Origin of the sequence: Micrococcus lylae NBRC 15355, from assembly GCF_001570885.1 — a bacterium.
Taxonomy (GTDB): Bacteria; Actinomycetota; Actinomycetes; order Actinomycetales; family Micrococcaceae; genus Micrococcus; species Micrococcus lylae.
In genome coordinates this window covers 1-22,371 of the sequence record NZ_BCSN01000032.1, presented here as the reverse complement: position 1 = coordinate 22,371, position 22,371 = coordinate 1, and the positions used below count along the sequence as shown (strand labels likewise).

The following is a 22,371-nucleotide window of genomic DNA, read 5'->3' as shown; positions in this document are numbered from 1 at the left end:
CGGCATGACAGCGATCGCGCTGGGCCTCGGGCTGGCCCTGGGGCTCGGCCTGTTCCTCATCGTCCAGCACCTTCCGTGGGGATGGCGCCCGAGCCTGGCCGAGCGCGTCGAGCCGCAGATGCGGCACCACGCGCCCGCCTCGAGCCTGCTCGCCCAGGAGGGACCGGCCTCTCCCTGGTCCGGACTCGCCCGCATCGTCCAGCCGCTCCTCGGCGCCGGCATCGGTACCCTGCAGCGCTTCAACCCGGGGCAGGAGTCGCTGCGCCGCAAGCTCGATGCGGCCGGCAGCGACCTGTCCGTGGCCGACTACCGGGCCCAGCAGGTCGTCCTCGGCGTCGGCGGAGCGCTCGTGTCCACGCTGCTGGCCGTCACCCTCGTTGGCCTCGACCGCATCGGTGTCGTCGTGGCGGTGCTGCTGGTCGTCTCGTTCACTGGCTTGGCCGTAGTGGCGCGCGACTCGATGCTCGCCTCGGCCATCACCCGACGGCGCCGACGCATCCTCACCGAGTTCCCGTCCGTCGCCGAGCTCTTCGCCCTGTCCGTCAGCGCCGGCGAGAGCACCACCGGCGCCCTGGAACGGATCACCGTCACGGCCCGCGGAGAGCTGGCAGACGAGTTCGCCCGAACCCTGGCGGACATGAGAGCAGGGGCCTCGCTGGCCGCAGCCCTCAAGGCGTGCGGACGTCGGACCCAGCTGCCGCCGCTCGAGCGGTTCATCGACGGCATCCTCGTCGCCCTCGAGCGCGGCACGCCCCTGGCCGACGTCGTCAGGGCCCAGGCCCAGGACGTCCGGGAGCTGTCCAAACGCGAGCTCATGGAGGCGGCCGGGCGGAAAGAGGTCCACATGATGATTCCGCTCGTCTTCGGAATCCTTCCGCTGACCGTCCTCTTCGCAGTCTTCCCCGGCATCGCACTGTTGGACATCGGGATCTGACACGTCGGGGCACAACTGAATAGCCATCACCACCGAATCCGCCTGAGAGCCAGGCTGACACCACGAGAGGGGAACCCACCATGGATATCCAGACCAAGGCCATGATGATGCTGCAGTCCGTCGCCGCCTTCTTCGGCGACGCCCGTGAGCGCGCCGCAGACGAGCGCGGCGACGTGCCCGGCTGGGTCATGATCACGCTCATGTCCGCTGCCCTGGTCGCCACGCTGATCGCCATCGCCGGACCTGCGCTGAGCGGCATGTTCCAGCAGGCGATCCAGCAGGTGAACGACGCCGCCCGCTGACCGTGGGCCGTCGTCCGACCGCTCCGCACCGGAGCAATGCGCCGGCTCCGCCCCGGTGCCGCCCGTTACGGGCCGGCCCGTCGGCGGGGGAGCGAGGCAGCGCCGTGGCCGAGAGCACCATGGTGCTGGCCTTGCTGGCGGTCCTGTTCCTGACGCTGGTCCAGGGGGCGATCGCCGTCCACGCCCGCAACGCGATGATCGACGCTGCCAGTGCCGGCGCCCGCTACGGAGCACTGGCGGATCGCACGGCGGCAGACGGAGTCGCCCGGGCCGAACAGGTCCTGGCAGCCGGCTCGGTGACCGCCCTGGGCACCAGCGTGTCCGCCGAGGACCTCAGCGACGGCGGCACCCCGGTCCTGCGGGTCACCGTCACCGGCACCATGCCCGTGCTCGGGCTGTGGCATTCGCCGATCGAGTGGGAGGTGCACGGCCATGCCTTCCGGTACTGACGAGCAGGCTCGCCCTGTTCCATCGGGACCGAGCCGTGGGGTGATGGCGAACCGTCTCCGGGAGGACAGGGGATCCGCCGTGGTCGAGTTCCTCGGCCTGACGTTCGTCCTGCTGGTCCCGCTGTTCTACGTGCTCCTGTTCGTCTCCCAGGCACAGGCCGCCGCCTACGGCGCGGTCGCCGCCGCCGACCAGGCCGCACGGGCCGCGGTATCCCAGGAACAGGGCACGGCCGGCGCGTCGGTGCACGCGGTCGCCCAGAGGACGCTCAAGGACTACGGCGTGCTGGCGGACATGTATGACGTCCACGTGCAGTGTGATCCCGGCAGCTGCCTCGAACGCCAGCCGGGCATGGTCGCGCAGGTCCAGGTGCGGGTGGAGGTGCCGCTGCCGGTGCTGGACCAGCTCTTCGGGATCACCGCCGCACCGGTCACCGTCACCTCGGACGCCCGCCACCGGGTGCCCCGCTTCTGACGGCGCCCTGACCCGGGCTCCGGCACCGCCGACCTGCCGCCGCATGAAGGGAACAACGATGCGCAGACGCCTCGCCGCCGAGGACGGCCAGACCACGCCGTTGGTCATCGGCATGACCGTGATCGTCCTCGCCCTGGTCCTGGTGATGTTCGCCGCCACCTGGGTGAACGTGCAGGCGCGCCAGCTGCAGTCCCTGGCGGATGGGGCGGCGGCATCCGGTGCCGAGGCGGTCGCGTTCGCGCTGGACACCGGCCCCGGACTCGCCCTGACGGACGCGGAGGCCCGGCAGGCCGTAAACGAGTACCTCGCAGCAGTGGGGGCCACGGAGACCGTTCCGGGGCTGGCGGGCGTCCACGCCCACGTTGCGCCGGACGACACCACGGTCGTCGTCACGCTCACCGGCACCGCCGACGTGCTTCCGCTGCCGCCGGCCTTCGCCGACGTGCTCCCGGCCCGGGTGCCGATCTCCGCGGAAGGGAGCTCCCGCACGTCGCTCCAGCGCTGACCACCTGACGGACACCCACCACGGCGGCAGGGTCCGTCCACCCCCGCCGACACGCCGTCCACCGGCCGGGCCGGCCAGCGGTTCATGAACACCTTTCATGAACACCTGTCATGAGCACCTCTCATGAACACCTCCCTGCGGTCTCATGAACGCCTCATGGACCCTGCCTAGCGTCGTCCCCATCGATCGGCACAGGGCCGGTCACGGACGGCTTCAGGAGGTGCCATCCCATGGGCATCAGCGTGGCGCTCTACTCGCACGATTCGGTGGGCCTCGGCCATGCCCGGCGCAACCGGGCCCTGGCCTGGGCGCTGGCGAACTCCCTGCCGAAGCTCACCGGCGAGGAGGTCACCGGCATGCTGATCGCCGGCCACCCGGACGCCCCGCAGGACTCCCTCCCGGAGGGCTGGGACTGGCTGCTGCTGCCTGGGTTCTCCCGCACCGCCGGCGGCTACGCGGCCCGCAACATCGGCATGTCCGTGCAGGATCTGGCGGACATGCGCTCCGGTGTCATCGCCTCCGCCCTGGACGCGTTCGCCCCGGACCTGTTCATCGCGGACCGCCACGCGTTCGGCGTGGACAGCGAGCTCAAGCCGGCCCTGTCCCAGCTGCGCCAGAACCACGGCACCGCCACCGTCCTGGGGCTGCGGGACGTGCTGGACACCCCGGCCGCCGTGCGGGGCGAATGGGAGACGATCGGTGGCGCCGCCGAGGTCGCCGCCCACTATGACGCCCTCTGGGTCTACGGGGACCGCGCCGTCTACGACCCCACCGCCACCGGCGAGATCCCCGCGGACCTGGCCGAGCTCACCCGCTTCACCGGCCTGCTCTCCCGCGGCCGTCCGGAGGACGAGGGCGCCCCGCTGCAGACCCCGTACATCCTCACCTCCGTCGGCGGCGGCTCGGACGGCGTGGACGTCCTGCTCGCCGCCGCCGGTGCCGAGGTCCCGGCCGGGCACCGCCACATCATCGTCACCGGCCCGCAGATGCCCGCCGCAGACGTCGCCCGGGTCCGCGAGGCCGCCGCCGCCAACCCGTGCTCGGCCCCGGTCACCGGCGCCGAGGGCGCTGCCCGCCCCGGCATCGAGGTCCGCCGCGCCGTCGGCAACCTGCCGGCCCTGCTCACCCACGCCGCGGCCACCGTCTGCATGGGCGGCTACAACTCCACCGCCGAGGTCCTCGCCACGGACACCCCGGCCCTCGTGGTCCCGCGCGCCTCCCGCCGCGCCGAGCAGCCGCGCCGCGCCGCCGCCCTGGCCGCCGCCGACGCCGTGGACACCGTGCCCATGGCCGAGGTCTGCCCCGCCGTGGTGGGCCACTGGCTCACCGACGCCGTCACCCGCCGCGTGGACCGCGCCCACCTGGATCTGGACGGCCTCGCGCACATCGGACCGCTCGCCGCGGAGGTCGTGCGCTCCTGCCGCACCCGCCATCGCGCCGCCCGCGCCGTCCTCAGCGGCGAGGCCGCCGCCCTGCCCACCCGCTCCATCGATTCCTCCCTGGAGGCCCAGAATGCCTGCTGAGACCCCCGTGATCGGCTACGTCCTGAAGATGTACCCGCGCTTCTCCGAGACCTTCGTGGTCTCCGAGATCCTGGCCCGCGAGGCCCAGGGCGAGCAGATCGTCATCTTCTCCCTGCGCCCCACCACGGACGCCCGCTTCCACCCCGAGCTGGCCCGGGTGAAGGCCCCGGTGGTGCACATCGGCCGCCCCACCTCCGCCCACCGCCTCTGGCAGGGCCTGGCCGGTGCGGTCGCCGCGGACGGCGGGGAGCACGGGGACGGCTCCCTCACCGCCGGCATCGCCGCGCACCTGCCCGAGCTGGTGGCCCTGGGCCATGACGACGCCCACCAGGCCGTCGAGGTCGCCCGGGCCGCCCGTGAGCACGGCGTCACCCATCTGCACGCCCACTTCGCGTCCGTGGCCACCACCGTGGCCCGCATGGCGTCCAAGATCGCCGGGCTGCCGTACTCCTTCACCGCCCACGCGAAGGACATCTTCCACGAGGACGTGGACCCGCAGGACCTGCAGGCCAAGTTCGCGGACGCCCACCACGCCGTCACCATCTCCCAGTACAACGTGGACGATCTGAAGCGTCGCTTCCCCGAGTCCACCGGCACCCTGAGGCTCGTCCGCAACGGCCTGGACCTGGACCGCTTCCCCTACGTGGAGCGTCCGGCCCGCACCGCCGACCGCCCGGCCCGCCTGCTGGCCGTGGGTCGCCTGGTGGAGAAGAAGGGCTTCGAGCACGTCGTCGAGGCCGTCGCCCGCCTGCGGGCCGCCGGCCATGAGGTCACCGCGGAGATCGCCGGGGACGGCCCGCTCGCCCCCGCCCTGCGCCGCCGCATCGAGGAGCTCGGCCTCACCGAGCACGTGCACCTGCTCGGCCCCCTCACCCAGGCCGAGGTGGCCGAGCTGCTCGGCACCCGGGACGTGTTCGTGGCACCCTTCGTGGTGGGATCGGACGGCAACGCCGACGGCCTGCCGACCGTGCTGCTGGAGGCCATGGCCCGCGGTCTGCCCTGTGTGGCCGCGGACGTGACCGCCGTCGGCGAGGTCGTGAAGACCGGTGAGACCGGCTGGCTCGTGCCCACCGGGGACACCGCCGCCCTCACCGCCGCCGTGGCCGAGGCGATCGCCCCGGACGCGGACCACTCCGGACTCACCGCCGCCGCCCGCGCCCAGGTGGAGGAGCTGTTCGGCTGCGCGGGCCAGGCGGCCCGCCTGCGGGACCTCGTGACCGCCTGAGAGGATCCACTGACCATGCAGATCGCCTACCTCCTCGCCGACCCCGGCATCGGCCCCTTCGGCACCAAGGGCGCCTCGGTGCACGTCCAGGAGATCACCCGTGCCCTGCGCGGCCTCGGCCACCAGGTCACCGTGTACTGCCTGCGCCGCGGGGACAAGAAGGGCGTCGAGTCCGTGCCCGCGGACCTGGCGGACCTGAAGGTCGTGGTGGTCCCGGTCGCCTCCGTCGCCGGCTCCGCCGAGCGCGAGGTCGAGCTGCGCCGCGCCGGGGACCGCATGCTGGCCGCCGCCGCGGCCGATGGCGCGGACCTGGTCTACGAGCGCTACGCCCTGTTCTCGGACGTCGGCGCCCGCCTGGCCGCCGCCCTGTCCGAGACCGCCGGCCGCCGGATCCCGCTGGTGATGGAGGTCAACGCCCCGCTGGTGGCCGAGCAGTCCGCGCACCGGTTTCTGCATGACGTGGACACCGCCGTCGCCCTCACCGAGTCCGCCCTGTCCGCCGCGGACGTGGTCTCCTGCGTGTCCAAGCCGGTCGCCGCCTGGGTCCGCCGGGACGTGCCGGCCGCCGCCGCGGCCACCGTGGTCATCCCGAACGGCGTGAACACCGAGCGCATCCGCCCCCTCGCCCGGCACGCCGCCTCCGGCGCGTTCCTGCACGACGACGGCGGCTCGCCCGAGCCCGCCGCCCGTGGGTTCACCGTGGGCTTCCTCGGCACGCTGAAGCCCTGGCACGGCACCCAGACCCTCCTGGACGCGGTCGCCGCGGCCGGCGCGGCCGCCGCCGACTGGCGGATCGAGTTCTGCGGTGCCGGACCCCAGCTGGAGGCCCTGCGCGAGCAGGCCGAGCGCCTCGGCCTGAGTCAGGCGACCACGTTCCACGGGGCCGTCGCCCCGGAGTCGGTGCCGGCCGTCGTCGGCACCTGGGACGTGGCCACCGCCCCGTACCCGCGGCCGCAGAACCCGGAGGACCACTACTTCTCCCCGCTGAAGGTCTACGAGTACCTCGCCGCCGGGGCCACCGTGGTGGCCTCGGCCGTCGGGGAGATCCCGCAGGTCCTCGGCGCCGGCGAGCCGGACGCCGAGGGCGTGGCCGTCGGCAGCCGCGGCGTGGCCGTCCGCCCCGGCGACGCCCAGGCGCTCGCCGCCGCCCTCACCCGACTCGCCGCGGACCGGACGCTCACTGCCAAGCTGGCGGCCGCCGGCCGCGCGGACGTAGAGGCCCACCACACGTGGGGCCACCGCGCCGCGGACCTGCTGGCCCGGGTCCAGGAGCGCACCGCCTGATGGCACTCGCACTGAGGAAGAGGTCCGGGAAGGCGGAGGGGCCGGGCCCCACCCGGCGCACCCTCGCGCTCATCCGCCCGCACCTGGGGGAGCACCGTGCGCTGATCCTGGTGGGCATGCTCGCCCTGCTCGGGGACGTGGTCTTCCGCATCCTCGAGCCGTGGCCGGTGAAGATCGCCGTGGACGCCGTGACGGTCGCCCTCGGCGCGCAGGTCTCCGCAGCCACCGGGCTGAGCGGGGACGTCACCCGCACCCTGGTCACCTGGGCGCTGATCCTCGCCGGCATCGTGGCCGGGCGCGCGGTCTGCAACTACATCTCCACCATCGCGTTCGCCAAGACCGGCGTGAAGGTGGTGACCCGGCTGCGCGCACGGGTGTTCGACCACATCCAGTCCCTGTCCCTGCGCTACCACACGCAGGCCTCCGTGGGAGACACCTCCCAGCGCCTGGTGGGGGACATGGGCCGCCTGCAGGAGGTCGCAGTCACCGCGGGCCTGCCGCTGATCGGCAACCTGCTCACGGTGGTGGTGCTGTTCGCGGTGGTCATGGTCCTGAACCCCACGCTGTCTGTGGTGGTGCTGGCCACCGGGGCCGTCTACCTGGTGATCTCCAAAATCGCCACGCCCAAGATCACCCGGGCCTCCCGCAAGACCCGCAAGGGCGAGGGCGCCCTGGTCGGGGATGCTGCCGAGGCGCTCGGTGCCGTCCGGGTGGTCCAGGCCTACGGCCTCGAGGACACCGTGGCCGCCGGCTTCGCCGCCGGCAACCAGAAGGCGCTGAAGGCCGGCATCAAGGCCCGCAAGCTTGCCGCCGGCCTCGAACGCTTCACAGACGTGCTCGTGGGCCTGTCTACCGCCGTGGTCCTCGGGTTCGGCGGCCTGCAGGTGATGCAGGGCGCCATGACACCGGGGGACATGGTGCTGTTCCTGATGTACCTGAAGACCGCGATGAAGCCGCTGCGGGATATGGCCAAGTACACCGGACGCATCGCCCGCGCCGCCGCCTCGGGCGAACGCATCGCGGACCTGATGGACGAGGAGATCGAGATCCAGGACCCCGAACACCCGGTCCCCATGAAACAGGTGGCCGGAGACGTGGTCTTCGACAGGATCTGCGCCAAGGACGGCCACGGCCGCCCGCTGTTCACCGGACTGGACCTGATGATCCCGGCCGGGCAGCGCGTCGGCCTGCTCGGCCCCTCCGGTGCGGGCAAATCCACCCTCGCCGGCTACCTGCTGCGCCTGGCGGACACCGGCTCCGGCGCCGTGCTCGTGGACGGCTACGACACCCGCAAGGTCACCCGTGCGGACCTGCGCTCGCACGTGTCCATCCTGCTCCAGGAGTCCGTCCTGTTCGCCACCACCGTGCGGGAGAACATCCGCTACGGTCGCCTGGACGCCACGGACGAGCAGGTCGAGGCCGCCGCGGTCCGCGCCGGTGCGGACGAGTTCATCAGGGCGCTGCCGCAGGGCTATGACACCATGCTCGGCGCCCGCGGAGACACCCTCTCCGGCGGCCAGCGCCAGCGCATCGCGATCGCCCGCGCCCTGGTGCGCCGCGCCCCGATCGTCATCCTGGACGAGCCCACCACCGGCCTGGACCCGGCCTCCCGCGCCCTGGTGGAGGACTCCCTCTGGACGCTCACCCAGGGCCGCACCACGCTGGCCATCACCCACGACCTCTCGATGATCCGCGAGCTGGACCGCGTGCTCTGGCTGGAGGACGGCCGGATCGTGGAGGACGGCGCCCCGGCGGAGCTGCTCAGTCGCCCGGACACCCGGGTGGCCCAGTGGGCCGCGCAGCAGCGCGTGGCAGCGGCCGAACACCAGGAGGAGAGCGCATGACCCCCGACCAGCACACGGCCGACGCCGAGCGCGCCGCGCTCACCGCCCTGCCCGGCGTGGAGCAGGTCCTCTCGGACGCAGGCCTGTCCCGGATCATCGGCCGCCGCGTGCAGGCCGTGCACGAGCGCGTGAAGCCGGGACAGTCGATCGTCCTCTCCTGGCGTGCCCTCGGCGCAGACGGCACCGAGCCGCTCGACGCCCCGCTCGCCGAGGCCGGCCACGGCTGGCTGATGCTCACCCGGGACCAGGACAAGGCGGACTCCGCCCTGCGCCGTGCCGAGCGCATCGGCCGGGCCGACCACGTCCGCCTCCACCGCTGGGACGGGGACGCCACCGTCCTCTGGGGCAGCCTCTGGACCGATCCGGCGCTCGCGGTGCCCCTGGAACGTGCCCGCGCCGCGCTCGCCGAGCGCCGCCCGGACGCCACCTGGACCGTGCTGCGTCACAACCCCAGGCGCCGCGCGGTCGTGCGGGTGGGGGACGAGGTCGTCCGCATCCACGCGCGCCGCCTGGACGAGGCCGGCGGCATGGTCGCCACCGTCGCCCGCTGGGCTGCCGCCGGGGTGCCGGTGGTGCCGCTTGAGCCGGTCGGCATCAAGGGCACCGCCGCGTCCTCCCCGTTCTGGGGCGCCGGGGACCTCCAGGCCGTCCCGGTCGCGTCCGCGGCCGAGGCTGCCGGCGAGGCGGTCGCCGCCGTGCACGCCCTGCCCGTCGCCGGCTCGCCGCTGCCTCGGTTCGTCCCGGACGCCCCCGCCGCGGCCGAGGCGATCGCGTCGGCGGCGGCCTGGCTGGAGGATGCCGTCCGGGACGCCGCCGCGCACCTGCAGCCGCTGCTCGAGGTCTCCTGCGCCGAGGACCCCGCCGTGGAGCTGCACGGCGACTGGTCCCCGGACCAGGTCCTCGCCGCCGCCCCGGACGGCACCGAGGGAGTCCGGATCATCGATGTGGATCGCGCCTGCACCGGACCCGCCGCCGTGGACCTCGGATCCTGGAACGCCGCCTGCCGCCGGGAGGAGCTGCCCGCGCTCGCCGACGCCCACGCCGCCGGCCACGCCCGAGCCCACGGGGAGGTCGACCGCGTCACCGTGCTCGCCTGGGAGGCCTACGCCCACCTGGCCGCGGCCGTGGACCCGCTGCGCCGCCGCCACGCGGACTGGGCCGCGCAGATCACCGACCGGGTGGTCCACCTGCGCGCGTGCCTGCGCGAGCTGGAGGCCGCCCGTGCCTCCGCTGCAGGCTCAGACCTTCCCGACGACGGCTCCGTGACCTCCGCCTGGTCCGTCACCGCCGGATCTCGCGTCGCCTCGGCCTCAACCGTCGCCCCGGGGTCGCCGGCCGAGCAGTCACCGCTGCTCGCCGCGCTGCCCCCGGCCGAGGCCGAAGCCGAGGGCCGTCTCTGGGCCGTGGACCGCTGCTGGCCCTCCGGCGCGGACGGCGAGCTGGCCGTGGAGGTCTCCAGCGGTGGCGCCCTGCGCGCCGGGCTCTGGCGGGACGGCTCCCTCGAGCTCTCGCCGGCCGACGCCGATCCAACGCTGAAGGCCCTCGCCCCGCTCGTGGCCGCCGGCGGCACCGTGGTCTCCTGGCGTCCCCGCAAGCGCGCGGTGGTCCGCGCCGCCGGTGCCGACGGGGAGACCTTCACCAAGGTCGTCCGCGCCGGCAGGGCCCAGGGCATCCTGGACGGCATCGAGCGGGCCAGAGCGTTCGAGGCCGGCTTCCGCACCCCGCAGGTGCTGGACTCCACCGAGGCCACCGTGACGTTCGCGGCCCTGCCCGGCCGCAGCCTCCACCACGAGTCCGCGTTCACCGCCGCCGAATGGGACCGGGCCTGGGCGGAGATCGCCGAGGCCCTCGCCGCGGCCCGCCGAACCCGCCCGAACGGTGCGGCCGAGAACGCCGGCATCCCCGCCCCGGCGGCCCTGCCCGTGCAGGAGGCGGCGGCCCTGCCCGTCCACGGCCCGGCGCAGGAGGCCGCCGTCCTGGCCGACTGGCTCGAGCGGACCGCCGCCTGGACCGGGGCGCAGCCGGGGTTCGTCCGCGCCGTGGAGAAGGTGGGGCAGACGCTGAGGGGACTGCCCGCCGTCGGGAACGTCCCGACCCACCGGGACCTGCATGACAAGCAGCTGCTCTGGGACCCGGAGCTCGGCCCCGGCCTGCTGGACGTGGACACCGCCTGCCTGGGCGACCCGGCCCTGGACCTGGGCAACCTGCGCGCCCACGCGCTGTGGCGCCAACGGCAGGGCGTCTGGTCTGCGGCCCGCGCGGACGTCGTGCGCCGCACGGTGGACGAGCTGGCCTCCGCCGAGGGCCTGCCCGCGCCGCGGATCGGCCTCTACGAGCACGCCACCCTGCTGCGGCTGCGCTGCGTCTACGCGCTGCGACCCCGCTACGCGCAGGCCGCGGCGGACCTCGAGGCCGAGCTCACCGGTCGGCTGTAGGCTGGACCCACCATGGCTGAAACTGACTTCGCCGCAGAGATCTCTGCTCTGCGCCACACCCTGTCCTCCATCGAGCAGGTGTCCGACCTCGAGAAGATCACGGCGGACATCGCGGACCTCGAGCAGCAGGCCGCCGCGCCGGACCTGTGGGACGATCCCGAGGCCGCTCAGAAGGTGACCTCCAAGCTCTCACACCGTCAGGCCGAGCTGAACCGCCTGAAGAAGCTCGAGGAGCGCATCGACGACCTCGAGACGATGGTGGAGCTCGCCGCGGAGGAGGACGAGCCGGACCTGCTGGCCGAGGCCGACTCGGAGAAGGACTCCATCGCCAAGGCGCTGCAGGACCTGGAGGTCGTCACCCTGCTCTCCGGCGAGTACGACCCGCGCGAGGCCGTGGTGACCATCCGCGCCGGCGCCGGCGGCGTGGACGCCGCGGACTTCGCCGAGATCCTCATGCGCATGTACCTGCGCTGGGCGGAGCAGCGCGGCTGGTCCACCAAGGTGATGGACACCTCCTACGCGGAGGAGGCCGGCCTGAAGTCCGTGACCTTCGAGGTCAACGCCCCCTTCGCCTACGGCACCCTGTCCGTGGAGGCCGGCACGCACCGTCTGGTGCGCATCAGCCCCTTCGACAACCAGGGCCGGCGCCAGACCTCGTTCGCCGCGGTCGAGGTCGTCCCGCTCATCGAGGCGGACGACTCCATCGAGATCCCCGAGTCGGAGCTGAAGGTGGACGTGTTCCGCTCCTCCGGTCCGGGCGGCCAGTCCGTGAACACCACCGACTCCGCGGTCCGCATGACGCACATCCCCACCGGCATCGTCGTGTCCATGCAGAACGAGAAGTCGCAGATCCAGAACCGCGCCGCCGCCCTGCGCGTGCTCCAGTCCCGCCTGCTCCTGCAGCGCAAGGCCGAGGCGGACGCGAAGAAGAAGGAGCTCGCCGGAGACGTCAAGGCCTCCTGGGGAGACCAGATGCGCTCCTACGTGCTGAACCCGTACCAGATGGTCAAGGACCTGCGCACGAACCATGAGGAGGGCAACCCGTCCTCCGTGTTCGACGGCGCGATCGACGACTTCATCGACGCCGGCATCCGCTGGCGTGCCGCCCAGATCAAGGAGGCCGCCGAACAGGCCTGATCCTCCCGGCGCGTCCGCGCCTGCTTCCCGACGACGGCCGGTCGCCTCCGCACGGAGGCGACCGGCCGTCGTCGTGCGCCCGGAGACGAGGTCCGGGGCGGTGGAGGGGCGACGCGCAGGCCGCACACGGTGGCCGACCGGGTGATCCAGGTCATAGACTGGGAGACAGAATCCAGTTCATCCCGATTAACTGACAGCGGGGCCGGAGTGTGCGCCCCGCGGAAGTGGAGTCACCATGGCCGAGCAGAACGCCGTCCCCGCCCCGCAGCCGACCGACGCGGTGATCGTCGGCGGCGCCCGCACTCCGTTCACCCGCCTGCTCGGCGCCCAGGCCGGCCTGGCCGCCACGGAGCTCGGCGCGCACGCCATCAAGCACGCCCTCGAGCGCGCCAGCGTCCCGGCCGCGGACGTGGACATGGTCTACATGGGGCAGGTCGTGCAGGCCGGCGCAGGCCAGAACCCGGCCCGCCAGTCCGCCCTCGCCGCGGGCATCGCCTGGGACGTGCCGGCCATGACCATCAACAAGGTCTGCCTCTCCGGCCTCACCGCCGTGATCGACGCCGCCCGCCTGATCCGCCTCGGCGAGGCGAAGGTCGTGGTGGCCGGCGGCCAGGAGTCCATGACCAACGCCCCGCACCTGCTGGTCGGCGCCCGCAAGGGCTACAAGTACGGCCCCACCACCGTCCTGGACTCGGTGGCCTATGACGGCCTCACCGACGCCCTGTCCAAGGAGGCCATGGGCGAGCTGACCGAGTCCGGCAACGGGGAGCGCGGCCTGGACCGCGCCGCCCAGGACGAGATCGCCGCCGGCTCCCACCAGCGCGCCGCCCAGGCCCAGGCCGCCGGCGTGTTCGACGTGGAGATCGCCCCCATGGAGATCCCGCAGCGCAAGGGCGACCCGGTGGTCGTCTCCAAGGACGAGGGCGTCCGCGCGGACACCACCGCCGAGACCCTCGCCGGCCTGCGCCCGGCCTTCGCCAAGGAGGGCACCATCACCGCCGGCAACGCCTCCCCGCTGTCCGACGGCGCCGCCGCCGTGATCGTCACCTCCCGCGCCTACGCGGAGGAGAGGGGCCTGCAGATCCTGGCCACCGTCGGCGCCCCGGGCCAGACCGCCGGCCCGAAGGACTCCCAGCTGCACTCCCAGCCGTCCGACGCCATCAAGGCCGCCCTGTCCACGCAGGGCTGGGAGGTCAAGGACCTGGACTTCATCGAGATCAACGAGGCCTTCGCCGCCGTCTCCCTGCAGTCCCTCAAGGACCTGGACTACTCCGCCGAGCACTGCAACGTCAACGGCGGCGCGATCGCCCTGGGCCATCCGATCGGCGCCTCCGGTGCCCGCCTGGCCCTGACCGCCGCCCACGAGCTAAACCGCCGCGGCTCCGGCCGCGCCGCGGTCGCCCTCTGCGGCGGCGGCGGCCAGGGTGAGGCCCTGGTCCTGTTCCGCTGAGCGCGCTTCCTCCTGCGGCCGTGGGGCCGCAGGAGGACAGTGACCCACGACGGCGGCCACCCGCCTGACGCAGGCGAGCGGCCGTCGTCGGGAAGCATCCCGTCCGAGCCAGGAGGTCCCTCGACATGAGCGAGAACGCCACCACCCTGTCCCTGTCCGGGCGCCGTGCCGTGGTGACCGGAGGCGCCTCCGGCATCGGCCGGGCCTGCGCGGAGGCCTTCGCCGCCGCCGGTGCCGAGGTCACGGTCGCGGACGTCTCGGCCGAGGCCGCAGAGACGGTGGCCGCGGAGATCGGCGGCACGGCCTGGGCAGTGGACCTGTCCGAGACCCGGGCCCTGGACGAGCTGGAGCTGGACACGGACATCCTGGTCAACTGCGCCGGCATCCAGCGGATCGACCCGATCCAGGACTACGACCCGGACACCTGGCGCCTGATCCACCGCATCATGCTCGAGGCCCCGTTCCTGCTGATCCGCGCCGCCCTGCCCGGCATGTACGAGCGCGGCTTCGGCCGGATCATCAACATCTCCTCGGCCCACGGCCTGATCGCCTCGCCGTTCAAGTCCGCCTACGTGGCGGCCAAGCACGGCCTCGAGGGGCTGTCCAAGACCACGGCGCTCGAAGGCGGCCCGCACGGGGTGACCTCGAACTGCATCAACCCCGGGTTCGTGCGCACCCCGCTGGTGGAGAAGCAGATCGCGGACCAGGCGCGCACCCGCGGCATCGGCGAGGACGAGGTCCTCGAGAAGGTCCTGCTGGCCGACGCCGCCGTGAAGCGCCTGGTGGAGCCGGAGGAGGTCGGCGGTCTCGCCCTGTGGCTGGCCACCGAGCACGCCGCGCTCGTCTCCGGCGCCTCGTACACCATCGACGGCGGCTGGACCGCCCACTGACCGAGCGGCCTCGCCTGCGGGCGCGGCCGCGACACCGACCCTGCACGTTCGGGCCGAGCCGGCCCGGGACCCTCAAGGAGGAGGACACATGAGTCTGGACAAGACCGTGGCGACCCCCGCGGAGGCCGTGGCGGACATCCCGTCCGGCGCCTCGCTGGCCGTCGGAGGCTTCGGCCTCTCCGGCAACCCGATCCAGCTGATCGAGGCCCTGCTGGACCAGGGCGCCGATGAGCTGTCGATCGTCTCGAACAACTGCGGCGTGGACGACTGGGGCCTGGGCATCCTGCTGGGTGCGCACCGGATCGCCAAGATGACCAGCTCCTACGTGGGCGAGAACAAGGAGTTCGCGCGCCAGTACCTGGAGGGCGAGCTGGAGGTCGAGCTGGTCCCGCAGGGCACCCTGGCCGAGAAGCTGCGCGCCGGCGGCGCCGGCATCCCCGCCTTCTACACCCGCTCCGGCGTGGGCACCCAGGTGGCCGAGGGCGGTCTGCCGATGCGCTACGACGCCGAGGGCAACGTGGTGAAGGCCTCCGAGGCCAAGCCCACCGACACCTTCGTCCTCGGCGAGGGCTACGTGAGCGTGGACCCGGCCGAGAACCAGGTCTACGCGCTGGAGAAGTCCATCGTCACCGACTTCGCGCTCGTGCACGCCGCCAAGGGCGACAGGCACGGCAACCTGGTCTTCACCAAGGCCACCCGCCAGTTCTCCCTGCCGGCCGCCACGGCCGGCAGGGTCTGCATCGCGCAGGTCGAGGAGCTCGTGGAGCCCGGTGAGATCGACCCGGACGAGGTGCACCTGCCCGGCGTCTACGTCCACCGGATCGTGGAGGTCGGCAAGGACATCGAGAAGCGCATCGAGAAGCGCACCGTGCGCAAGGCCAAGGAGGAGCAGTCCTGATGAGCCAGACCACCAAGCCCACCGGCCTGACCCGTGAGGAGATGGCCGCCCGCGCCGCCCAGGAGCTGCCGGACGGCGCCTACGTCAACCTCGGCATCGGCATGCCGACCCTCATCCCGAACCACATCCCGGACGGCCGCACCGTGGTGCTGCAGTCCGAGAACGGCATCCTCGGCGTGGGCCCGTACCCCACCGAGGAGAACGTGGACCCGGACCTGATCAACGCCGGCAAGGAGACCGTCACCGTCAACCCGGGCGCCTCCTTCTTCGACTCCGCCCTGTCCTTCGGCATGATCCGCGGCGGCAAGATCGACGTCGCCGTGCTCGGCGGCATGGAGGTCTCCGCCTCCGGCGACCTCGCCAACTGGATGGTGCCCGGCAAGATGGTCAAGGGCATGGGCGGTGCGATGGACCTGGTCCACGGTGCCGGCCGCGTGATCGTCATGATGGACCACGTGTCCAAGGACGGCACCCCGAAGATCGTGGACCAGTGCACCCTGCCGCTCACCGGCAAGGCCGTGGTGGACCGCATCATCACCGACCTCGCCGTGATCGACGTGGTCGGCACTCCCGAGCAACCCGAGCTGAAGCTGGTGGAGTGTGCTCCCGGCGTTACCGAGGAGCAGGTCCGCGAGCTGACCGGCGCGAAGCTGAGCTGAGGACGGCCGCCGTCTCCGGCGTCACTCCACCGGCTGTGCCGTAGACTGATGCGTCTGCATGCCCACGCCGGGCATGCGGACGCACCCGTGTGCAGACCGAGCGGAAGGAAGGGAACCATGGGCAAGAACGCGAAGGGCAAGGCCGCGAAGCAGCCGGCCCCGGGCGAGCGCGTGGTCATCGCGACCAACCGCAAGGCCCGCCACGACTACACGATCTCCGACACCTACGAGGCCGGCATGGTACTCACCGGCACCGAGGTGAAGTCCCTGCGCGAGGGCAAGGCCTCCCTGGTGGACGGCTTCGCCGTCTTCTACCGGGACGAGCTCTGGCTCGAACAGGTCTACATCCCTGAGTACCTCAACGGCTCCTGGACCAACCACACCGCGCGTCGCCGGCGCAAGCTGCTGCTGCACCGCGCCGAGCTGACCAAGATCAGCCGCCAGATCATGGACCCCGGCATGACCATCGTCCCGCTGTCCCTCTACTTCAAGGACGGCCGCGTGAAGGTGGAGATCGGCATCGCTCGCGGCAACCGCGAGTACGACAAGCGCCACAGGCTGCGCGAGAAGCAGGACCAGCGCGAGGCCCAGCGGGCCATGCGGATCCGCAACCGTCGCGCCGGAGTGGCCTGACCGTCGTCGGGCAGCGGGCCGGGCGACGTCCGGACCGCACGGCCGCACGGCGAGGCGGTCACAGCACCCGCCGGCCCTGGGGAATGGAACCGGGGCGTGGTAGGTTATGGAACTCGCAGGCCGCATCAGCGGCGGCACTGCACAGTGGTGATTGACAACTCCATAGTGGGAGTCGTCCCCGACCAAGGGGCCGATCGGTTTCGACGATGCATGTCGCGACAGGGGAAGCGGGCCGAGGATGCAGAGTCATCTCGTCAACGCTCTCTGCACACCAATAAGTGCCGAATCCAAGCGCACTGACTTCGCTCTCGCTGCCTGATCAGTGATCGAGTCCGTCACCCCGAGGTTGCTATCGCCTCGGACCGTGGCGTCAGCTAGATAGCCACTGGGTGTCACCCTCGCCGGGGGTCGTGGCACCGACATCAATCCGGCTGGGCCCGGGCTGTCCGCCCGTCTGCGGGACGGACAGGGCCGAGCAACACCCGCAGCAGACTGCGCCCGGAGAAGCCCTGACAACACTGCATCGGACGCGGGTTCAATTCCCGCCGGCTCCACTCATCACACTCGGAAGGCCCTGGAACCCTCACGGTTCCGGGGCCTTTCCGCATGTTCTAGCGGATTTTGCCTAGGCCTGTCACTTGCCATCAATGGTCGCTGTCACTCAGGCCGTACCAGGTACTTAGACCACTGTCGGACACGGAATGAGGGCGGCGTGGCAAGAGGCAACGTACGAAAGACACCCCGGGGAATCACCACCCTGCCCAACGGCAGGTTCCGTGCCCGCCTGATGGTGGACTACGTGAACCACACGCTAGGCGCCTTTGATCGTGTCTCAGGCGCCGATGCAGCACTAGGTGTGATGTTCATGGACGTTGTTGCGTGAACAGCTGACAGGCGAAGGCCTCCTGTTGCGAGAGTGGAGTTGTCAAGAAACCGCTCACGCGAACAGAAGGCCTGTCAAGCTCCGGGTTTCATAGAGGCTCTGCTTCTTGGTTTTCTACGCCGCAACTAGCGCTGACCGATGCTGGTTGATCCACTCAGCATGAACCTCGACCGGCGGTCGATAGCCGATTCCCGAATGCAGCCGACGCTGGTTGTACCAGGCAACCCACCGCGAGGTCTCCGCCATGACCTCTATGAGGCCGGACCACCGCTGTCGGTCGATCAGCTCGGCCTTGTACACCGAGTTCAACGCCTCAGCCATCGCGTTATCGAATGAATCCCCGCGCGATCCCACGGACGCGATGATGTTGGACTCCGCCAGCGTCTCGCCGTAGCGAATGGACTTGAACTGGACCCCGCGATCGCTGTGATGAACCAGCCCGGACACGTCCTCACCGGCCCGGAACTTCGCCGCCAACGCCATCGTCAACGCATCCCGCGCTAACGACTCGCGCATATGATTCGTCACCTGCCAGCCGACGATCTCCCGATGGAACACGTCCACAATGAACGTCTTGTACACCCAGCCTGACTCCGTTGGCACATAGGTAATGTCCGCTACCCATAACTGGTTCGGGCCCTCAGAACTGAACTCGCGCTCGACGAGGTCCTCCGGGCATTCCTCGGCCCTGGCTGAGGCCGTCTTCGGACGCTTCTTACGGCGTCGGACACCCTCGATGCTCAACTGCTTCATCAACCGCTCGATCGTGCACCGGGCGACCTGCCCGAACCGATCCGTGTACTCGCGGTTGATCTCATTCCACATCTTCCGCACCCCGTAGCAGGAGTAGTTTGCTTCGTACACGTCGCTGATGACTCGCATCAGCTCTGCGTCTCGACGGCTCCGGGCTGAGGGCCTGCGCTTCTTGAACGCGTAATACGAGCTCACAGCAATCCGTGCTGCCGTCCCCTGCAGGGCGCGCACGATTGGCTCGACTCCGAACTCGTCACGATGCTCGTCGATGAAATCGACGATCACTTGGATGGGCGGTCGAGCTCCGCCGCGAAGAAAGCCGAAGCCCTCCTGAGGATCTCGTTGGCCCGTTTGGCTTCTGCCAACTCGGCACGTAGCCGACGGTTCTCGACCTCAAGACCTACGGACTCAGCTGGGGTCTGGTGGCCGGAGATCTTGTGCTTGCGCACCCAGACCCGCAGCGTCTCTTTGCTCAGGCCGAGCTCGTTCGCTACCCGCGTGATCGCTCCATGGGCCGAGTCCTGATCGGCTTGTGCGTGGAGGACAAGATCGATGGCTCGGGCCTTGAGCTCGTCCGAGTACTTCACTGGCATGAGAGAGTCTCCTTCTTCCAATCTCCCTGCCTCTATTATTCCCGGGGCGATTCAGCCTTCATGTCCCACGCTAACGCCGCCCTGACCCCTCGCGCCCGCCTACGCCTGGCCAAGCTCATCGTCGAGGAGCACTGGCCGGTCGCCACCGCGGCCAAGACGTTCATGGTCTCCCCACCCACCGAACGCAAATGGGCCACACGCTTGCGGGCCGCGGGACCTGCAGGGATGGCAGACCGGTCCAGCCGGCCGTCCACGATGCCGACCAGAACACCGCCGGCGGTGGTGAAACAGATCGTGGCCGCCCGATGGCGCCGACGCCTGGGGCCGGCACAGATCGCCGGAGAACTCAGGATGCCGGCCTCCACCGTCCATGCCGTGCTCGTGCGCTGCAGGATCAACCGCCTCGCCCGTCTGGACCGGGTCACCGGCGAGCCGATCCGCCGCTACGAGCACCCCCACCCCGGCTCGCTGATCCACGTCGACGTCACCAAGTTCGGCCGCATCCCCGACGGGGGCGGACACCGATTCGTCGGGCGTCAGCAGGGCATGAAGCACCGCGCGGCGACCTCGGACCGCGAAGGAACCCGTGATGCCCGATAACAGCCCCGGCTCGGGGTGGGCTTTCTGCACACCGTGATCGATGATCACTCCCGCTTCGCCTATGTGGAGATGCACTCCGATGAACGCAGCCAGACGGCCATCGCGGTGCTGCGCCGCGCGGGCGCCTGCTTCGCGCGCCTGGGCGTGCAGGTGGAGCGGGTGCTCTCGGACAACGGCTCGGCCTACCGCTGGCATGCCTAGCGTGATGCCTGCACCGAGCTCGGGATCAAGCCCAAGCGGACTCGGCCCTACCGGCCGCAGACGAACGGGAAGATCGAGCGGTTCCATCGCACGCTCGCTGACGGATGGGCCTACGCCCGGTTCTACAGCTCAGAGACGCAGCGCAGGGCCGCGTTGGCTGGATGGCTGCACTTCTACGATCATCATTGCGTCCACTCCGCGATCGGCGCAGCGCCTGCCACCAGGCTCAACAACCTCCCTGGACATCACACCTAACCGACGTTCAGTGCAACCAGCTGCTCCGGTGTGCCAGTCACGAACAGGCGCAGATGCACTTGTTCGTCCACGACTCTCCAGTCGACGAAGGAGCAGCAGGCGCTCTCGACCGCGGCGACCTCGGCGACCTCGTGGACGAGGACGACGCCGGCCAGCCCCAGCACGCCGAACAGGGCGAGCGGGAACAGGACGACGATGATCGCCAGCGCGAGGGCGATGTTGGCCGTCATGATTCTCCGCCCGCGCCGCGCATGCGTGAGGGCGGCGGGGATGAGGCGCAGGTCGTGGCCGGTGAAGGCGATGTCGGCCGACTCGACCGCGGCGGCCGAGCCGGTCGCACCCATCGCGATGCCGACGGTGGCCGTGGCCAGCGCCGGTGCGTCGTTGAGGCCGTCGCCGACCATCGCCGTTGGGCGCGCGGTGGCCAGCTCCGTGATCGCGGAGGCCTTGTCGGCGGGCAGCTGCTCGGCGCGGACCTCGTCGATGCCCGCCTCGGCGGCCTCGCCGTCGGCCTCGACGACCACGACGGTCATGCCGGCCTCGGCCTGCTCCCGCCGGTCGCGGCCGCGTTCGTCCACGTCGGCAGCGAGACCGCGTTCATCCTCAATTCCGCCAGGCTCATCCCGGGCCGCAGGCGAGACTGATCCCGTCATTCGCTGGGCCGTGACGTGGTCGAGCCCCGAGTTCGGCGGCGATCCGACCCGGCTCCGTTCCTCAGCCGGCCAGCTGCTCGGACTCCGGCGAACCGTGCAGCGAGCACAGCTTCACGTCGTCGCCGGTGAGGGCGAGGAACTTCTCCGCGGCGGCGAAGAGCTCGACGAGCGCCTCGGGGTGCTGCAGCGAGTAGACCGAGGCGCGGCCCTCGGGGCGGGAGACGACCAGGCCGGTCTCCTTGAGGCTGGCCAGGTGCTTAGAGACGGTGCTCTGGGACAGGCCCAGGTGCTCGGTGAGGTCGACCACCCGGTGCTCGCCGAGGCGGAGGTGCCGGAGGATCACCAGGCGCGAGGGATCGCTGAAGCTGTGGAAGAGGCAGGCCGCGGCCGTCATCTCAGAAACCTCGTCCGCCCAGGTCGCCGGTTCCGCAATCGCACTCTTCATCGCCATATGACGATGATACTCCTTCTCGGTCATGGATACGCTCCGCGACGCCGTGCGCTCAGTCGTGCTTGACCGAGGCGGGCTCGTGCTCGGCGATGTGCTCGGTCTCGACCTGGAACGTGGAGTGGTGGATCGAGACCTCGAAGTGTTCGGCGACGCAGTCTTTGGCGGCGTGCAGGGTCTCGGCGGCGTGGCCGTCGGTGAAGCACTCGTCGTCGACGACGATATGGGCGGTCAGCGTCGGCAGGCCGGTCGCGACGGTGGAGGCATGCAGGTCGTGGACGTCCTTGACGTGGTCGAGGGCGAGGATGTGCTCGCGGACCTCGTCGAGGTCCAGGCCCTTGGGGGTGAACTCCATGAGCACGCCGACCGTCTCGCGCATGAGCTTGAACGCCCGAGGCATGATGAGGGCTGCGATGAACAGGCCGGCGACGGCGTCGGCCTGCTGGAGGCCGGTCGTCGCGATGACGATCGCGGCGACGATCACCCCGAGGGAGCCCAGGGCGTCGTTGAGGACCTCGAGGAAGGCGGCGCGCATGTTGAAGTTCGCCCCGCGGCTCGAGGAGAGGATCGCGATCGCCACGATGTTCGCGGCCAGGCCGACGATGCCGAAGACCAGCAGCTCGGTCGCCGGCACCTCCGGGGGGTCGAACAGGCGGCGGACGCCGTCGACGGCGGCGTAGGTGCCGACGACCAGCAGCAGGGCCGACTGGCCGAGGGCCGCGATCACCTCGATCCGGCGGAATCCCCAGGTGCGCTTCGAGGTCGTCGGCCTGAGCGTGAGGGTCGCGGCCACCAGCGCGACGAGCAGGCCGGAGGCGTCGGCGATCGCGTGCGCGGTGTCGGTCAGCAGCGCGAGGCTGCCGGTGACGACCGAGCCGACGGCCTGCGCGACGACGATCGTCGCGGTGATCGCGAAGGCGATCCAGAGCTTCTTGCGGAAGTCCCCGGGATGTCCCGCCTCGCCGGCCGAGTGGCCGTGGTCGTGTCCTGCGCCCATGTCTGCTCGTTCTCCATCTCCTCCGCGGATCGGCGGCCGCGGCTCTCCCATTGATTCATTGACGTACGACGATGCTAACGCGTTTGGGCGATGATGACGACTCTTGGCGATGCGGTGCACGACACGCACCGAAGACCTGTGGCGAAGAAGCCGCGCCCCGGCCCGAGGACGGGAGTCGTCCTGGGACCGGGGCGCGGCTGTCGGAGGTGCCTACGGGATTCGAACCCGTGTGGGCGGCTTTGCAGGCCGCTGCCTATCCTCTCGGTCACGGCACCGCAGGTCTCAGCCCTCGTCGCCCGGGGTGAGCCCGGCGACGAGGTTGAACGCTCCGGTGAGGATGTTGCGCAA

The 22,371-nt window shown here is 71.3% G+C and carries 20 protein-coding genes, 1 tRNA gene, 1 other RNA gene, 2 pseudogenes and 1 other annotated feature; of the genes and pseudogenes, 18 read left to right on the top strand and 6 right to left on the bottom strand.

Going from position 1 to position 22,371, the window contains the following annotated elements:
* Positions 1-4 precede the first annotated feature (4 nt).
* The 17 genes from MLY01S_RS07830 (at position 5) to ssrA (ending at position 17,197) form a co-directional block, all read left to right on the top strand.
* Positions 5-934 carry a type II secretion system F family protein gene (locus MLY01S_RS07830; protein WP_227718757.1) on the top strand — a complete coding sequence of 310 codons (930 nt, stop codon included), beginning with the start codon at positions 5-7 and terminating at the stop codon, positions 932-934.
* 107 nt (positions 935-1,041) lie between these two features.
* Positions 1,042-1,236, top strand: coding sequence for a hypothetical protein (locus MLY01S_RS07825; protein WP_369804933.1), 195 nt, complete (start codon positions 1,042-1,044; stop codon positions 1,234-1,236).
* 104 nt (positions 1,237-1,340) lie between these two features.
* On the top strand, positions 1,341-1,685 hold the full coding sequence (locus MLY01S_RS07820) for a TadE/TadG family type IV pilus assembly protein (RefSeq protein ID WP_082739851.1): 345 nt from the start codon (positions 1,341-1,343) through the stop codon (positions 1,683-1,685).
* Between the two features lie 43 nt (positions 1,686-1,728).
* Positions 1,729-2,157 (top strand): hypothetical protein, encoded by a 429-nt coding sequence (locus MLY01S_RS07815; RefSeq protein WP_087133867.1) that lies wholly within the window; start codon positions 1,729-1,731, stop codon positions 2,155-2,157.
* Between the two features lie 58 nt (positions 2,158-2,215).
* Positions 2,216-2,662: a pilus assembly protein TadG-related protein gene (locus tag MLY01S_RS07810; RefSeq protein WP_067190927.1), complete on the top strand. Its 447-nt coding sequence runs from the start codon at positions 2,216-2,218 to the stop codon at positions 2,660-2,662.
* A 230-nt stretch (positions 2,663-2,892) separates the two neighbouring features.
* Positions 2,893-4,185 carry a glycosyltransferase family protein gene (locus MLY01S_RS07805; RefSeq protein WP_082739849.1) on the top strand — a complete coding sequence of 431 codons (1,293 nt, stop codon included), beginning with the start codon at positions 2,893-2,895 and terminating at the stop codon, positions 4,183-4,185.
* Complete coding sequence (locus MLY01S_RS07800; RefSeq protein WP_067190926.1) at positions 4,175-5,410, top strand: glycosyltransferase; 1,236 nt, start codon at positions 4,175-4,177, stop codon at positions 5,408-5,410. Before MLY01S_RS07805 ends, MLY01S_RS07800 begins: the two co-directional genes overlap by 11 nt.
* A gap of 15 nt (positions 5,411-5,425) precedes the next feature.
* Complete coding sequence (locus tag MLY01S_RS07795) at positions 5,426-6,694, top strand: glycosyltransferase family 4 protein (protein ID WP_067190920.1); 1,269 nt, start codon at positions 5,426-5,428, stop codon at positions 6,692-6,694.
* Positions 6,694-8,538, top strand: a complete 1,845-nt coding sequence (locus MLY01S_RS07790) for an ABC transporter ATP-binding protein (RefSeq protein ID WP_067190918.1) — start codon at positions 6,694-6,696, stop codon at positions 8,536-8,538. Before MLY01S_RS07795 ends, MLY01S_RS07790 begins: the two co-directional genes overlap by 1 nt.
* Complete coding sequence (locus MLY01S_RS07785) at positions 8,535-10,973, top strand: phosphotransferase (protein WP_067190917.1); 2,439 nt, start codon at positions 8,535-8,537, stop codon at positions 10,971-10,973. The genes MLY01S_RS07790 and MLY01S_RS07785 overlap by 4 nt, the downstream gene beginning before the upstream one ends.
* Positions 10,974-10,985: 12 nt before the next feature.
* Positions 10,986-12,110 carry a peptide chain release factor 2 gene (prfB, locus tag MLY01S_RS07780; protein ID WP_067190915.1) on the top strand — a complete coding sequence of 375 codons (1,125 nt, stop codon included), beginning with the start codon at positions 10,986-10,988 and terminating at the stop codon, positions 12,108-12,110.
* A gap of 235 nt (positions 12,111-12,345) precedes the next feature.
* Positions 12,346-13,560, top strand: a complete 1,215-nt coding sequence (locus MLY01S_RS07775; RefSeq protein WP_067190913.1) for an acetyl-CoA C-acetyltransferase — start codon at positions 12,346-12,348, stop codon at positions 13,558-13,560.
* A 125-nt stretch (positions 13,561-13,685) separates the two neighbouring features.
* Entirely contained in the window at positions 13,686-14,450 is a 765-nt protein-coding gene (locus tag MLY01S_RS07770) for a 3-hydroxybutyrate dehydrogenase (protein ID WP_067190912.1), read from the top strand.
* A gap of 88 nt (positions 14,451-14,538) precedes the next feature.
* Positions 14,539-15,348: a CoA transferase subunit A gene (locus MLY01S_RS07765; RefSeq protein ID WP_067190906.1), complete on the top strand. Its 810-nt coding sequence runs from the start codon at positions 14,539-14,541 to the stop codon at positions 15,346-15,348.
* Positions 15,348-16,007 carry a CoA transferase subunit B gene (locus tag MLY01S_RS07760; RefSeq protein ID WP_067190904.1) on the top strand — a complete coding sequence of 220 codons (660 nt, stop codon included), beginning with the start codon at positions 15,348-15,350 and terminating at the stop codon, positions 16,005-16,007. Before MLY01S_RS07765 ends, MLY01S_RS07760 begins: the two co-directional genes overlap by 1 nt.
* A 117-nt stretch (positions 16,008-16,124) precedes the next feature.
* Positions 16,125-16,640, top strand: coding sequence for an SsrA-binding protein SmpB (gene smpB / locus MLY01S_RS07755; RefSeq protein WP_067190902.1), 516 nt, complete (start codon positions 16,125-16,127; stop codon positions 16,638-16,640).
* Positions 16,641-16,826: 186 nt separating this feature from the next.
* Positions 16,827-17,197: a transfer-messenger RNA gene (gene ssrA / locus MLY01S_RS07750) on the top strand.
* Positions 17,198-17,637: 440 nt separating this feature from the next.
* Here ssrA and MLY01S_RS07745 read toward each other — a convergent pair.
* Positions 17,638-18,561 (bottom strand): IS3 family transposase, encoded by a 924-nt coding sequence (locus tag MLY01S_RS07745; protein ID WP_067190899.1) that lies wholly within the window; start codon positions 18,559-18,561, stop codon positions 17,638-17,640.
* Positions 18,469-18,597: a sequence feature (AL1L pseudoknot), on the bottom strand. (Overlaps the previous gene by 93 nt.)
* Entirely contained in the window at positions 18,558-18,869 is a 312-nt protein-coding gene (locus MLY01S_RS13125; protein WP_067190897.1) for a transposase, read from the bottom strand. Its footprint overlaps the feature before it by 40 nt. The genes MLY01S_RS07745 and MLY01S_RS13125 overlap by 4 nt, the downstream gene beginning before the upstream one ends.
* A gap of 60 nt (positions 18,870-18,929) precedes the next feature.
* On the opposite strand from MLY01S_RS13125, the pseudogene MLY01S_RS07735 reads away from it, so the two are divergent.
* A pseudogene (locus tag MLY01S_RS07735) lies at positions 18,930-19,925 on the top strand (IS481 family transposase).
* On the opposite strand, the pseudogene MLY01S_RS07730 reads toward MLY01S_RS07735, so the two are convergent.
* The 4 genes and pseudogenes from MLY01S_RS07730 to MLY01S_RS07715 all read right to left on the bottom strand — a co-directional run.
* Positions 19,922-20,425: pseudogene (locus MLY01S_RS07730) on the bottom strand (HAD-IC family P-type ATPase); the annotation flags it as partial. The pseudogenes MLY01S_RS07735 and MLY01S_RS07730 overlap by 4 nt on opposite strands.
* A gap of 214 nt (positions 20,426-20,639) precedes the next feature.
* Complete coding sequence (locus tag MLY01S_RS07725) at positions 20,640-21,023, bottom strand: ArsR/SmtB family transcription factor (protein WP_102213404.1); 384 nt, start codon at positions 21,021-21,023, stop codon at positions 20,640-20,642.
* A 58-nt stretch (positions 21,024-21,081) separates the two neighbouring features.
* Entirely contained in the window at positions 21,082-22,023 is a 942-nt protein-coding gene (locus MLY01S_RS07720; protein WP_067190892.1) for a cation diffusion facilitator family transporter, read from the bottom strand.
* A gap of 204 nt (positions 22,024-22,227) precedes the next feature.
* A tRNA-Cys gene (locus MLY01S_RS07715) sits at positions 22,228-22,298 on the bottom strand.
* Positions 22,299-22,371 lie beyond the last annotated feature (73 nt).

Excerpts from the sequence above, each read along its gene's own strand:
- MLY01S_RS07830 (WP_227718757.1), top strand. The coding sequence starts at position 5 with ATGACAGCGATCGCGCTGGGCCTCGGGCTGGCCCTGGGGCTCGGCCTG.
- MLY01S_RS07825 (WP_369804933.1), top strand. The coding sequence starts at position 1,042 with ATGCTGCAGTCCGTCGCCGCCTTCTTCGGCGACGCCCGTGAGCGCGCC.
- MLY01S_RS07815 (WP_087133867.1), top strand. The coding sequence starts at position 1,729 with ATGGCGAACCGTCTCCGGGAGGACAGGGGATCCGCCGTGGTCGAGTTC.
- MLY01S_RS07810 (WP_067190927.1), top strand. The coding sequence starts at position 2,216 with ATGCGCAGACGCCTCGCCGCCGAGGACGGCCAGACCACGCCGTTGGTC.
- MLY01S_RS07805 (WP_082739849.1), top strand. The coding sequence starts at position 2,893 with ATGGGCATCAGCGTGGCGCTCTACTCGCACGATTCGGTGGGCCTCGGC.
- MLY01S_RS07800 (WP_067190926.1), top strand. The coding sequence starts at position 4,175 with ATGCCTGCTGAGACCCCCGTGATCGGCTACGTCCTGAAGATGTACCCG.
- MLY01S_RS07795 (WP_067190920.1), top strand. The coding sequence starts at position 5,426 with ATGCAGATCGCCTACCTCCTCGCCGACCCCGGCATCGGCCCCTTCGGC.
- MLY01S_RS07790 (WP_067190918.1), top strand. The coding sequence starts at position 6,694 with ATGGCACTCGCACTGAGGAAGAGGTCCGGGAAGGCGGAGGGGCCGGGC.
- MLY01S_RS07785 (WP_067190917.1), top strand. The coding sequence starts at position 8,535 with ATGACCCCCGACCAGCACACGGCCGACGCCGAGCGCGCCGCGCTCACC.
- prfB (WP_067190915.1), top strand. The coding sequence starts at position 10,986 with ATGGCTGAAACTGACTTCGCCGCAGAGATCTCTGCTCTGCGCCACACC.
- MLY01S_RS07775 (WP_067190913.1), top strand. The coding sequence starts at position 12,346 with ATGGCCGAGCAGAACGCCGTCCCCGCCCCGCAGCCGACCGACGCGGTG.
- MLY01S_RS07770 (WP_067190912.1), top strand. The coding sequence starts at position 13,686 with ATGAGCGAGAACGCCACCACCCTGTCCCTGTCCGGGCGCCGTGCCGTG.
- MLY01S_RS07765 (WP_067190906.1), top strand. The coding sequence starts at position 14,539 with ATGAGTCTGGACAAGACCGTGGCGACCCCCGCGGAGGCCGTGGCGGAC.
- MLY01S_RS07760 (WP_067190904.1), top strand. The coding sequence starts at position 15,348 with ATGAGCCAGACCACCAAGCCCACCGGCCTGACCCGTGAGGAGATGGCC.
- smpB (WP_067190902.1), top strand. The coding sequence starts at position 16,125 with ATGGGCAAGAACGCGAAGGGCAAGGCCGCGAAGCAGCCGGCCCCGGGC.
- MLY01S_RS13125 (WP_067190897.1), bottom strand. The coding sequence starts at position 18,869 with ATGCCAGTGAAGTACTCGGACGAGCTCAAGGCCCGAGCCATCGATCTT.
- MLY01S_RS07725 (WP_102213404.1), bottom strand. The coding sequence starts at position 21,023 with ATGAAGAGTGCGATTGCGGAACCGGCGACCTGGGCGGACGAGGTTTCT.
- MLY01S_RS07720 (WP_067190892.1), bottom strand. The coding sequence starts at position 22,023 with ATGGGCGCAGGACACGACCACGGCCACTCGGCCGGCGAGGCGGGACAT.